The sequence below is a fragment of the Mycobacterium numidiamassiliense genome, assembly GCF_900157365.1.
In the GTDB taxonomy this organism is placed as follows: Bacteria; Actinomycetota; Actinomycetes; order Mycobacteriales; family Mycobacteriaceae; genus Mycobacterium; species Mycobacterium numidiamassiliense.
Window position 1 is genome coordinate 1,761,923 of record NZ_FUEZ01000004.1, and the last position, 12,204, is coordinate 1,774,126.

At 66.6% G+C, this 12,204-nt stretch carries 12 protein-coding genes; 4 read left to right on the forward strand and 8 right to left on the reverse strand.

Annotation, left to right across the window (positions count from 1 at the left end; all coding sequences use genetic code 11):
- Positions 1-35: 35 nt before the first annotated feature.
- Positions 36-1,493 carry an adenylate/guanylate cyclase domain-containing protein gene (locus tag MNAB215_RS17045; protein WP_077082093.1) on the forward strand — a complete coding sequence of 486 codons (1,458 nt, stop codon included), beginning with the start codon at positions 36-38 and terminating at the stop codon, positions 1,491-1,493.
- Positions 1,494-1,518: 25 nt separating this feature from the next.
- Here the strand turns inward: MNAB215_RS17045 and MNAB215_RS17050 are convergent, their stop codons facing one another.
- From MNAB215_RS17050 to glpX, 3 genes are read right to left on the reverse strand one after another with little or no spacing between them, the layout of a single operon-like run.
- Entirely contained in the window at positions 1,519-2,544 is a 1,026-nt protein-coding gene (locus MNAB215_RS17050) for a hypothetical protein (RefSeq protein WP_077079875.1), read from the reverse strand.
- A gap of 49 nt (positions 2,545-2,593) precedes the next feature.
- A complete protein-coding gene (locus tag MNAB215_RS17055) occupies positions 2,594-3,997 on the reverse strand; it encodes a class II fumarate hydratase (RefSeq protein ID WP_077079876.1) in 1,404 nt (467 codons plus the stop codon).
- Positions 3,998-4,047: 50 nt separating this feature from the next.
- The gene (glpX, locus tag MNAB215_RS17060) at positions 4,048-5,157 is read right to left on the reverse strand and encodes a class II fructose-bisphosphatase (RefSeq protein ID WP_077079877.1); all 1,110 of its coding nucleotides are present in this window, start codon (positions 5,155-5,157) and stop codon (positions 4,048-4,050) included.
- Between the two features lie 80 nt (positions 5,158-5,237).
- Here glpX and MNAB215_RS17065 point away from each other — a divergent pair, with 80 nt between their 5' ends.
- Both MNAB215_RS17065 and MNAB215_RS17070 read left to right on the forward strand, forming a co-directional pair.
- Complete coding sequence (locus MNAB215_RS17065; RefSeq protein ID WP_077079878.1) at positions 5,238-5,909, forward strand: DUF4245 domain-containing protein; 672 nt, start codon at positions 5,238-5,240, stop codon at positions 5,907-5,909.
- Between the two features lie 26 nt (positions 5,910-5,935).
- Positions 5,936-6,733 carry a dienelactone hydrolase family protein gene (locus MNAB215_RS17070; protein WP_077079879.1) on the forward strand — a complete coding sequence of 266 codons (798 nt, stop codon included), beginning with the start codon at positions 5,936-5,938 and terminating at the stop codon, positions 6,731-6,733.
- On the opposite strand, the gene MNAB215_RS17075 is transcribed toward MNAB215_RS17070, so the two are convergent.
- The 5 genes from MNAB215_RS17075 to MNAB215_RS17095 form a co-directional block, all read right to left on the reverse strand.
- Positions 6,714-7,859, reverse strand: a complete 1,146-nt coding sequence (locus MNAB215_RS17075) for an AI-2E family transporter (RefSeq protein ID WP_077079880.1) — start codon at positions 7,857-7,859, stop codon at positions 6,714-6,716. The two genes, MNAB215_RS17070 and MNAB215_RS17075, sit on opposite strands and share 20 nt — an antisense overlap.
- Positions 7,860-7,890: 31 nt before the next feature.
- Positions 7,891-8,991: a 3-beta-hydroxysteroid dehydrogenase gene (locus MNAB215_RS17080; protein WP_077079881.1), complete on the reverse strand. Its 1,101-nt coding sequence runs from the start codon at positions 8,989-8,991 to the stop codon at positions 7,891-7,893.
- 62 nt (positions 8,992-9,053) lie between these two features.
- Positions 9,054-9,302 (reverse strand): exodeoxyribonuclease VII small subunit, encoded by a 249-nt coding sequence (locus MNAB215_RS17085; RefSeq protein ID WP_077079882.1) that lies wholly within the window; start codon positions 9,300-9,302, stop codon positions 9,054-9,056.
- Positions 9,292-10,539 carry an exodeoxyribonuclease VII large subunit gene (gene xseA, locus MNAB215_RS17090; protein WP_077079883.1) on the reverse strand — a complete coding sequence of 416 codons (1,248 nt, stop codon included), beginning with the start codon at positions 10,537-10,539 and terminating at the stop codon, positions 9,292-9,294. The genes MNAB215_RS17085 and xseA overlap by 11 nt, the downstream gene beginning before the upstream one ends.
- Positions 10,536-11,120 (reverse strand): lipid droplet-associated protein, encoded by a 585-nt coding sequence (locus MNAB215_RS17095; RefSeq protein WP_077079884.1) that lies wholly within the window; start codon positions 11,118-11,120, stop codon positions 10,536-10,538. Before MNAB215_RS17095 ends, xseA begins: the two co-directional genes overlap by 4 nt.
- 77 nt (positions 11,121-11,197) lie before the next feature.
- On the opposite strand from MNAB215_RS17095, the gene MNAB215_RS17100 reads away from it, so the two are divergent.
- The gene (locus MNAB215_RS17100; RefSeq protein ID WP_077079885.1) at positions 11,198-12,196 is read left to right on the forward strand and encodes a 4-hydroxy-3-methylbut-2-enyl diphosphate reductase; all 999 of its coding nucleotides are present in this window, start codon (positions 11,198-11,200) and stop codon (positions 12,194-12,196) included.
- Positions 12,197-12,204 lie beyond the last annotated feature (8 nt).

Genomic DNA, 12,204 nt, shown 5'->3' on the forward strand with positions numbered 1-12,204 from the left:
AGACCGCGCACCGCAAGTCGGCCCGCAGGCTATCCATCGAATACTCGGTCGACCTTGCTCTGTCCTACCTCATCGCCGTCATCGACGCCGCCGCCATCCTGATTCCGTTGCGGGGCCACACCGGCGTCACCACCAACGCCGACTTCGCGGGAAAGAACACGGCGATAGTCGTGGCGCTGGTGGTGCTGGGCGTCGTCGGTGTCATGGTGGCCGGTCAGTACAGCCTCGCTCCGACGCTGCGCTGGTATGCCGCCGGTGAAGAGCCCACGACCGAGCAGCGGGAAGCGGCGATGAGACTCGCCGGCCGCCAAACCGCGATCCTGCTGGTGGCCTGGGGCGTGGCCGGTGGCATCTTTCTGCTGGTCAATCTCGGCGACGGCGCCACGCTACTTTTGCCGATGGTGCTCGGCGTTGTGCTCGGGGGCCCGGCCGCCGCGGGCACGGGAATGTTGCTTGCGCAACGCACCCTGCGCCCCATCATGGGCGCCGCGACGCGAGGGCTCGAGCCTCAGTTGGCGGTTCCCGGGGTGTTCGCGCGGCTGGTCATGCTCTGGTTTCTGGTCAGTGCGCTTCCGATCGGAGTCGTCGCGACCCTGGTTGTGCTGCGCTCCTACGGCTGGCTGATTCCAAAGTCCGCCTCGTTGGACGTGCCCGTTCTAGTGGTGTCGCTGGCCGCGCTGCTGCTCGGGCTGCCCACGATGATCCTGACGTCGCGATCCATTTCGGATCCGATCGGCGAAGTCGTCGACGCGATGGCTCAAGTCGAACGCGGTGTCATCGACACGACCGTCGGCGCCTACGAGCGCTCTCAAATCGGGCGTCTGCAAACGGGATTCAATCGAATGGTGGCCGGGCTCGCCGAGCGCGACCGGCTGCGCGACCTGTTCGGGCGCCATGTCGGAGCCGACGTCGCCCAGCGCGCCATCGAAGAGGGCGCTTCGCTGTCCGGAGACGTGGTCGAGGCGGCGGTGTTGTTCATCGACCTGGTCGGCTCCACGCAGCTGGCGGAAAGCCGCCCGCCCCAAGAAGTAGCCGACGTTCTCAACGACTTTTTCCGGATCGTCGTCGATGCCGTCGACGACCACAACGGGCTGATCAACAAATTCGCGGGCGACGCGGCGCTTGCCGTCTTCGGGGCGCCGTTGCGGACCGGCGAGCCGGCATCAGCGGCGCTGGCTACTGCGCGCACGCTGGGCATCCAACTGCGAAGGCTGCCAGTCGATTTCGGCATCGGGGTGTCGGCGGGCCGCGTTTTCGCCGGCAATGTCGGTGCCGAAAACCGTTATGAGTACACGGTAATCGGCGATGCGGTCAACGAGGCCGCCCGGCTGGCTGACCTTGCGAAGACCTCGGAGCAGCGGATTCTGTGCGCGGCCGCAGCGATCGAGCGCGCCGACGAGGCCGAGCGGGCGCACTGGGCGGAGTGCTATTCCACGGTGCTGCGCGGCCGCTCCGAAGCTACCCATGTCTCGGCGCCCGTAGGCCCCGGCTAGCTGAAAACCCTTGCGCCGAACGCGGTTACTTCGCGACCTTGAGTGCCCCGATTGCCCGGTTGACGATGGCTGCCGAAGCCGTATCGCCGATCGGTGTCGTGCCCATGAAGATGGTGATCGGTTTGGTGTCGACCGCGATGATGACGACGGAGTCGCCCTTGACCCCGCGTGAGGCGTCGGCAATCGTGACATCGGCGTCGACCCTGGCGGCCTTGATTCCGTCGACGGTGGTCGACGATGTCTTCAGCGGGCCCAGTGTGGGTTGCGAGTTGGTGTAGCCCGGGCCGTTGGAGACGCATTGCATCAACTTCGATGCTTGGGCCGCCACGTCCATGCTGGACACGAAGTCGGTGATGGCGACCTCGGCTGACATCATCCACTGGCTGGCGCCGGGCACGTCCTGGCTGACGCCCACCGCGCCGATGAGGTTGGGGTCCTGGTCATCCGAGAACGGAGTCCAGCCGGGTGCCACGCTGGCCGGGAACGACAGCTTGCCCGCGATGATCGCGTCACCCTTGGGCAGTTCGCTGGCCCCCGCGTTGGGTGCGCAGTCGGTGGCGGTCTGTCCGGCGCTCTTGGGCTGGGAGGTTGGTGCACTCGTCGTGGTCGACGTCGAGGGGGCGGCACTCGGCGACTTGTTGTCGTCGCTGCTCAGCGTCACGACCAGGGTTGCCACCAGCGCGACGACGCCCAACACGGCAAGACCGGCGACGATCAACCACGGCAGGCGCGAGTTAGGTCCACTCGGCGGCGGTGGCCCGGGCGGGTAGGGCCCGGTAGGACCACCGGGCGGAAACTGCTGGCCCCCCTGTGGAAACTGCTGAGGCGGGTACGCGCCGGTGTTGTACGGGCCAGTGCTGTATGGCCCGCCAGGCGGCTGATACGGATACGGGCCGGTCGGCGGCGGGTATGGACCACCTGGTGGCGGTCCTCCTGGTGGCGGTCCTCCTGGTGGCTGTCCGCCTGGTGGCTGGCCCCAATATGGGCCCTGGCCATACGGATTCGCTCCGTAGGGACCTTGGCCGTAGGGACCACCGGGGGGAGCCGTCATTAGCGAATTATCCTTACTGTCGTCGACCACATGCGGGTGAGCGTGGGGTCTACTGCGCCGGCTTGACCTTGGCCATGGCCAGCACGTCGAGTCTGCGGTCCAACTCCTCAATCGACAACTTGTCCCCGATCAGGCCACGGTCGATGACGGTCTGGCGGATTGTCTTGCGCTCCTTGAGCGCCTGTTTGGCCACCGCGGCCGCCTCCTCGTAGCCGATGATCGAGTTCAACGGCGTCACGATCGACGGCGACGACTCGGCCAGCTCGCGTAGGTGCTCGACGTTGGCCTTGAGCCCGACGATGCAGCGCTCCGCGAACAGCTTCGAGACGTTGGTCAGCAGCTTGAACGATTCCAGGATGTTGCGGGCCATCATCGGGATGTACACGTTGAGCTCGAAGGCCCCGGACAAGCCGCCGACAGCAACCGCGGCGTCATTGCCGATCACCTGCGCGGCAACCTGCGTAACCGCTTCGGGCAGAACAGGATTCACCTTACCCGGCATGATCGAGCTGCCCGGCTGCAGGTCGGGCAGCTGGATTTCGGCCAGGCCGGTCAGCGGGCCAGACCCCATCCAGCGGATGTCGTTGGCGATCTTCGTCAACGACACCGCGATGGTCCGCAGGGCTCCGGACGCCTCGACCAGGCCGTCGCGTGCCGCCTGGGCCTCGAAAGAGTTTGTCGCCGTGCGTAACTCACTCAGCCCGGTCGAAGTGACCAGTGCTTCGACCACTCTGGCGCCAAAGCCGTCGGGCGCATTGAGGCCAGTGCCCACCGCGGTCCCGCCGATCGCCAGTTCGCCCAGCCGCGGCAAGGTGGCACGCACCCGCTCGATACCGGCCTCGATCTGGCGGGCGTATCCGCTGAATTCCTGGCCGAGCGTCACCGGAACGGCGTCCATCAGGTGGGTGCGGCCCGACTTGACCACCGTGTGCCACTCGCTGGCCTTGGCCGCCAGCGCCGCGTGCAGGACCTCGAGCGCCGGGATGAGGTGACGCACAGCGGCCTCGGTGGCCGCGATGTGGGTGGCGGTCGGGAAGGTGTCGTTGGACGACTGCGACATGTTGACGTCGTCGTTGGGATGCACCGTGACGCCGTTGGCCGCCGCGATGCTGGCGATCACCTCATTGGTGTTCATGTTGGAGCTGGTGCCCGAACCGGTCTGGAAGACGTCGATGGGGAACTGATCGTCGTGGCGGCCGTCGGCGATCTCGGCCGCCGCGGCGATGATCGCGTCGGCCTTCTCCGGCGCCAGCAGCCCGAGGTCCTTGTTCACCTGCGCGCAGGCACCCTTAAGCAGCCCCAGCGCGCGGATCTGGGTGCGCTCCAGGCCGCGGCCCGAGATCGGGAAGTTCTCGACCGCGCGCTGAGTTTGCGCGCGCCACAGGGCCTTTGCGGGCACCTTGACTTCGCCCATGGTGTCGTGCTCGATGCGGTATTCGGCGCTGTCGGCCATTGAAATCGTTCCTCTTCGTCGGGGTGGTCAGCGTTTTCGGGCGGCGCCCATCAGGGCAGGGGGTAGGCGGCCGAACTGTCGCCGGTGAAGTCGATGGCGGAGTATTCGTTGAGTTTCGAGAGCCGATGGTAGGCCTCGATCATGCGCACGGTGCCGGACTTGGAACGCATCACGATCGACTGAGTGGTGCAGCCGCCGGGGGAGTAATGCACGCCCTGCAGCAGGTCGCCGTCGGTCACTCCGGTCGCGCAGAAGAAGACGTTGTCGCCGGACACCAGGTCCCGGGTGGTCAGGATCTGGTCCAGGTCGTAGCCGGCGTCGAGCGCCTTGCGGCGTTCGGCGTCGTCGCGGGGCGCCAGCTGCGCCTGGATGGCGCCACCCATGCAGCGGATCGCCGCCGCGGCGATGATGCCCTCCGGGGTACCGCCGATGCCGGCCAGCATGTCCGTGCCGGAGCCGGGGCGACAGGTGGAGATCGCGCCGGCGACGTCGCCGTCGGTGATCAGCCGGATGCGTGCCCCGGTGTGGCGCACGTCCTGAATGAGCTGCGAGTGCCGCGGCCGATCCAGAATGCACACCGTCATGTCGGGCACCGACAAGCCCTTGACCCGAGCGACCGCCCGGATGTTCTCGGCGATCGGCGCGGTGATGTCCAGCACGTGCGCGGCGTCGGGCCCGACGGCGATCTTGTTCATGTAGAACACCGCCGACGGGTCGAACATCGAGCCCCGATCGGCCACCGCAAGCACCGAGATGGCGTTGGGCATGCCCTTGCTCATCAGCGTGGTGCCATCCACCGGGTCGACGGCGAAATCACACTCCGGGCCGTCCCCGTTGCCGACCTCTTCGCCGTTGAACAGCATGGGTGCTTCGTCTTTTTCGCCCTCGCCGATCACTACCACGCCGCGCATCGACACCGAGTTGACCAGCTCGCGGATGGCGTCGACCGCCGCGCCGTCGCCGCCCTCCTTGTCACCACGGCCCACCCAGCGACCTGCGGCCATGGCGCCCGCCTCGGTGACCCGCACCAATTCCAGCGCCAGGTTGCGGTCCGGTGCTTCACGGCGCGCCCTGGGCTGCGCCGGGTCGCGGCCTGCAACCGCGGTCGGCTGGGATGCTCGGGAACCGGATCCGAACGAGCCCTCGCCTTCAGCTGTCATGGTTGCCGATTCTCCCAGAGCCAGATCGGTCCACTGGAGCTGGGCTGTGGCTGTCGATCGCGGGCTGTGATACTTGGGGGGTGACCGACGAGCAGCAGCCCAACGCCGACGAGGTTGGCGAGCCTGCGCCCGCGGCGAGGCCCGCCAAACCGCGGCTGCTGCAGGACGGTCGGGACATGTTCTGGTCGCTGGTGCCGTTGCTGATCGGCTGCGTCGTGCTGGCCGGCCTGGTCGGCATGTGCTCGTTTGCGCCGGGGGGCACGAACAACGGGACAATCCCGTCGTACGACGCGGCGAGGGCGTTGCGGGCAGATGCGCAGACGCTGGGCTTTCCGATCCGGCTGCCCGCGTTGCCCGGCGGCTGGCAGGCCAACTCCGGGGGCCGCGGCAATATCGACAACGGGCGGACGGTGAACGGTCAGCGGCTGAACGCACCCACCTCGACGGTGGGGTACATCAGCCCGACCGGAATGTATCTGAGCCTGACGCAGAGCAACGCCGACGAGGACAAGCTTGTCGCGTCGATCCATCCGTCGGCGTATCCGACCGGGACGGTCGACGTGGCCGGCATCAACTGGATCACCTATCGCGGCGCCGGCCAGAGCGGGGCGGACACCGAACCGGTGTGGACCACGCGGCTCACCGGGCCGGCCGGCGCCACCCAGGTCGCGATCACCGGCGCGGGAAGCGCCGAGCAGTTTCGTACGCTGGCGACGGCGACCCAGTCGCAACCGCCGTTAGCAAGCCGGTAACCGACGAACCGAAAGCGGGGATTCGCGTGACTGCGCCCGAAGCAGATCTTTCCGGATGGTCAGTGGCCCCGTTCACCGGCGGCGGCTACACGCACGATGTCTACCGCAAGGGCGTGGGCCCCGGGGTGGTGCTGATTCCCGAGATCCCCGGAATCCATCCCGGGGTACTGGGCCTGGGTAATCACTTGGTGGACAACGGATTCACCGTCGCGATTCCGTCGCTGTTCGGCGAGCCGGGCAAGCCGTCCACGACGGGCTATATCGCCGCCACCGTCGCGCGGGCCTGTGTGGCAAAGGAATTCGCGGCCTTCGCGACGAACAAACAACGGCCGGTGTCGCTGTTCCTGCGTGCGCTGGCCCGTGACCTCAACGCGTCGACGCCGGGCAAGGGCGTCGGCGTGATCGGTGAGTGTTTCACCGGGGGCTTCGCCTTGGCCGCCGCGGTCGACGACAGTGTGCTGGCTCCAGTGCTTTCTCAACCTTCGGTGCCGTTTCCGCTGGGCCGCACGCGTCGAAGCGATACCGGGCTGAGTGAGTCAGAGCTGAGCACCATCGCCGATCGCGCTGCCAACGAGGGTCTGTGCGCCATCGGCCTGCGATTCAGTGAGGACTGGATGTCGCCCCGCGACCGGTTCACCGTGCTCAAGGAGCGCCTCGGCGACGCGTTCGAGGTGATCGAGATCGACTCGCGCCCGGGCAATCAACACGGTTTCGGCAAGGCTGCGCACTCGGTGCTGACCCTCGAGGTCCGCGAGGTCGACGGCCACCCGGCCTATGAGGCACGCAAGCGCGTTGTCGAATTCCTCACTCAGCGGCTGACTTAACGTCCCGCTTCTTGCGGCGCGGCAGCCAGCTGGGGCGCGCGGGCGCCGTGTCCGGCGTTTGTATCAGTTCGACGCCCCGGTAGACCGCCAGGTAGACGTCGAGGGTGGTGACGATGAGGATCATCAGCACCGGCCCGATGACGATGCCCCACGGGCCGAACATGGCGATTCCGGCGAACACCGCAAGCAGCATCAGCGCCGGATTCAGTCGAGCGTCCCGGGGGACCAGGATGGGGCGCAAGACGTTATGGATGTTGGTGACCACCAGCAGATGCCAGAGCACCACGAACGCCCCGCCGAAAATGTTGCCGTAAAAGATCATTCCGATGCCGAACGGGATCGTCACGATCCCGCCGCCCAGTGGAATGATCGATAGCGCTGTCAGCAGGATCGCGAAAATGAAGAAGCCGTGGTGGAATCCGGCGAGATAGATCGACGCGGCGCCGGCAACACCTTGGCAGAGCGCAATCACGAACTGGCCGAACACGGTGCCGCGCACCATGGCGCCCGTCTTCCTCAGGTAGAGGTCGGTGACCTCGTCGCCGAGCGGGTTGAGCTGGCCGATCAGGGTCAACATCTTGTCCCGGTGGACCAGCAGCGCGAGGAACACGTACAGAAAGATGATCGCGTACGTGACGGCAACGGCGATATTTCCGGCGGCGCCCTGCAGGAAATGCAAGAGCCATTGGCCGGCGTTCTGCGCCCCGGCGACCATCGCCTTGTGCAACATCTCCGACGTTACCGTGATGTGCAGGAAGGGAATTCGCGCCAGCAGCGCGTTGGCGGCGTGCAGCACTGTGTCGCCGAGCGCGCTCGGGTCGGTGGCTTTGACCCACCCGGCGACGCTGCTGAGCATGCGCGAAATCTGGACGACCGCCAGGACCACGAGGAGTCCGATCGGCACGATCACCGCGATCAGTGCCGACAACAGTGTGCAGGTGGCCGACAATCCGGTGCCGAGACGCCGGTTGAACCAGGAGAACAGTGGCGAGAACAAGTACGCCCCGACCGCCGCGACCACGATGAGGACAAAGAAACCACGCAGAAAATAAGCGCCGAACGCCAACGCGATCACCGTGAAGACCGCGAGGGCACGTTTTTGAGTGAGTGTGAATTCGGTGTTCACCCGCGCCGTTTTTCGTTGGGGCCGAGGGCTTTTAGCGTGAGGTGCTGACCGCTGGCTTGGCGACCGGGGTCTGGGCTTTCATCTGCGCGAACATGTCGACGTAGTACGGCAGGCATTCCTTGAGGGCCTGCTCGGTGGTGAACAACGGCTCATAGCCGAGATCCCTGGATGCCTTCGCGACCGAGAAGTAGTTGTCCAGATAGAGCCGCTCCACGGCCAGCGGCTCCAGCAGCGGCGCAGGTATTCCGAACCGGAAGTGCAGCCGCTGCCAACCGGTCATCGCCGCGCGGACCACGGGGCCGTTTACCCGAATGCGGGGCCAATTCACGCCGCACGCCTCGACCACCGGCCGGGCGAACTCGAACATGTTGATCGGCTCGGCGTCATTGATGAAGTACGCCTGCCCGGGCGCGGTCCCGCCGGGAACCAGATGCTCGGCGGCCAGGATGAAACCGTGAATCAGATTGTCTACGTAGGAGTTATCCAGCCGGGCCGACTTGCGACCGACCAGCACCTTGACGTGGCCCGCGATCACACTCTCGAACAGCTTGCGAAACATCGTCTGATCGCCGCGGCCCCAGATGCCGCTGGGGCGGATCGCACACGTGAGCATGCCCCCAACACCGTTCTGGGACAACACGAACCGCTCAGCGACGACCTTGGTCTCGGTGTAGAGGTCATTGAATCGGTGGGTGTAAGGCAGCGTCTCGTCGCCGCCGGGAATGTTCTGACCGCCCATCACCACGCTGTTGGACGACGTGTAGACGAATCGCTTGACGCCCGAAGCCTGCCCGGCGTGCACCAGGTTCTCCGTGCCACCGACGTTGATTCCGAAGCTGCGCTTGCGGTATTCGTCGGTCACCGACGCGCCGCCCATCAGCTCGATGATCGCCGCGGTGTGGAATACCGTGTCGATGCCATCCACCGCTGCGGCGCAGACGGCCGGGTCGGTGACGTCGCCCTGCAGCACCTCCAGGTGTGGATGCTGCGGCAGCGGCGAGGGGGCACGGTCGAACGATCGCACCTGGTACCCGCGGTCGAGCAAGGTGGTCACCAGATTGGCGCCCACAAATCCCGAGCCGCCGGTAACCAGGACGCGGCCCAGTTCGGTGGTCAACGATGAATCACCCATGTCGTAAAGCCTAACTGTAACGTGTTCCAATTCCGAAAATAATGTTGCATCGCGGGGTCGGTTCAGCCTTCCTCGGCCTGACCGGCGGCAAGCGCATCCTCGACGCGCTTACGGGCACCAGCTAAGTGCTCTTCGCATCGTTTCGCCAGTTGTTCGCCCCGTTCCCATAGCGTCAGCGATGCATCCAGATCCAGGCCGCCCTGCTCCAGCAGCCGGACAACTTCGATCAGCTCGTCTCGGCACGCTTCGTAGCCAAGTTGACTAATGGGCGTAACCTGCCGGGCCCCGCCGCCGTCTTCGTCAGTGACCATCGGTCAGCCCTTCACTCACCGCCGCGATGGCGCCATCGGAAACTCGCACCCGCAGCCGGGCCCCCGCCGGCGCATCGCGCACCGAGCGCAGCACCGTGGCGGGTTCCCCGTCGACGGTCTGCACCACCGCATAGCCACGGGCCAACGTGGCCGCCGGACCCAAGGTGGCCAGCCGTGCGCCCAGGTGACCGACGCGCTCGGACTCCGCGGCGAGCAGTCGGGTGACGTCGCGGCGCACCGCCGAGCGGGCGCGGTGAATCTCTTCGGCGCGAATCCGCAAGGCGGTCAGCGGCTCCGCCAGCACCGGGCGGCTACGCAACTGGGTCAGCGCTCGTTGTTCGCGGGAGACCCAATTGCGCAGGGCCTGGGCGCTACGCCGGCGCAGGTCGCCCACCAACCGCTGCTCGGCGGCGGTGTCCGGAACCATCTTCTTGGCGGCATCGGTGGGAGTGGCCGCGCGCAGATCGGCGACCAAGTCGCACAACGGATTATCGGGCTCATGACCGACGGCGCTGATCACCGGGGTGCGGCAGGCCGCGATCGCCCGGCACAGCGTCTCGTCGGAAAACGGAAGCAGGTCCTCGACGCTGCCGCCGCCACGGGCCACCACGATCACGTCGACGTCTGGGTGCCGATCGAGTTCACGGAGTGCCTCCACGATCTGCGCGACGGCGTTGGGCCCCTGGACGACGGTGTTGCGCACGGCGAAACGCACAGCGGGCCAGCGGGTGCTGGCCACGGTCGTCACGTCGCGCTCTGCCGCACTCGCGCGACCGGTGATCAGTCCGATCATGTTGGGCAGGAAGGGGATTGGCCGCTTAAGTCGAGGGTCGAAGAGTCCTTCGGCGTCCAGCAGGCGGCGCAGCCGGTCGATGCGCGCCAACAGTTCACCGATGCCGACGGCGCGAATCTCACTGAGCCGCAAGGAAAATGTGCCGCGCCCGGTATAGAACGACGGTTTGCCGCACACCACCACTTGGGTACCCTCGGCCAATTTCACCGGAGCATTCAGCACCAGGTCGCGCGGGCACGTCACGGTCAACGACATATCGGCGGCCGGGTCACGCAACACCATGAACACGGTCTTGGAGTCCGACCGCATGTTGATCTGGGCCAGCTGGCCCTCCACCCAGACAGTGCCCAGTTTGTCGATCCAGCCGGCGACCCGGATCGCAACTGCGCGAACCGGGAAAGGGTTCTCGGCCGAGTTGGCCTCCGAATTGGCCGGTCGGGTCACTTCGCGTTCGCGCGGGTGATCCTGTTGGCCAGCAGCGTCTCGAACGGGGCACGAGCCTTGGTGGCCTGCTCGTAGGCCAGCAGCGCTTCGAGTTCGTCCACACTGAGCGACTGCAGGCGGGCCCGCAGCTGCGCCAGCGTCAGCGCCGGATAGTCGAGCTCGGCCGCGACCGACGGCTCGACAACCGAGTTGTTCGAATGCTCCGCGGGCTTGGCCGGCGCGCCCGCGTCCAGCGCGGCATCGGCGACGGAGTACAGAGCGAAGCGGCCCTCGGCCCGGCGATCGCCGCCCGCGCCGTCGGGCAATTCGGTGGGAACGCCCTCAATCCCGTCGGCCGAGTCCTCGTCGAACGTGGCCCACTCGGGGTTTTCCTCCTTGGGCGGAAAAATCGATTCCAGGGTGCTGTCGCCCTTGATCACCAGCTCAGCCAGATTCTGCTGGAACCGCATCACGATCTGCGCCGCCTGACTGGCTAACGTCATCGGGTACATCAGGATCGTCTTCGGCAGCCTGATCGTCTCCTCGACGGCGACTGTCGCCGCGCCGACCAGCAGCCGAACTCCGTACGGTGCAGAAGCCATGGGTCCAAGATTGCCTTAAGCGACGGCCAAACTCCAAGCCCAGCGCCGCGAGCCGGGGGGCAAGTACCCTTGAGGGCATGCCGCCAACGATCGACATGGGGATTCCGGGTGCGGCCAGCTCAGTCGCCATCGAACCAATCGGAAAGCGGGTGCTGCTGGCCGAGCCGCGTGGCTACTGCGCGGGTGTGGACCGGGCCGTCGAGACGGTGGAGCGTGCGCTGGAAAAGCACGGCGCCCCGGTCTACGTGCGCCACGAGATCGTGCACAACCGGCACGTCGTCGACACCCTGGAAAAGGCCGGCGCGGTGTTCGTCGAGGAGACCGATCAGGTCCCCGAGGGCGCCATCGTGGTGTTCTCCGCGCACGGCGTCGCACCCACGGTGCACATCGCGGCCGCCGAACGTAACCTGCACACCATCGACGCCACCTGCCCGTTGGTCACCAAGGTGCACAACGAGGCCCGGCGATTCGCCCGCAACGACTACGACATCCTGCTGATCGGCCACGAAGGGCACGAGGAGGTCGTCGGCACCGCCGGGGAAGCGCCCGAGCATGTGCAGCTGGTCGACGGGGTCGCCTCAGTGGACAACGTGACGGTCCGCGACGAGAACAAGGTGGTGTGGCTGTCGCAGACCACGCTGTCGGTCGACGAAACCATGGAGATCGTCGAGCGGCTGCGGCAGCGTTTCCCCAAGCTGCAGGATCCGCCCAGCGACGACATTTGCTATGCGACCCAGAATCGCCAGGTCGCGGTCAAAGCGATGGCGCCCGAGTGTGAGCTGGTCATCGTGGTGGGTTCGCGCAACTCATCGAACTCGGTGCGGCTGGTCGAAGTGGCATTGGGCGGCGGCGCGCACGCCGCGCACCTGGTCGACTGGGCCGACGATATCGACCCGGCCTGGCTGGACGGCGTGACGACGGTAGGCGTCACGTCCGGGGCCTCGGTTCCCGAGGTTTTGGTGCGTGGGGTGCTGGCGCGCCTTGCCGAATGCGGCTATGACGTGGTGCAGCCTGTCACGACGGCCCAGGAGACGCTGGTGTTCGCGCTGCCCCGCGAAATCCGCTCCATGCTCTAGACGATGCT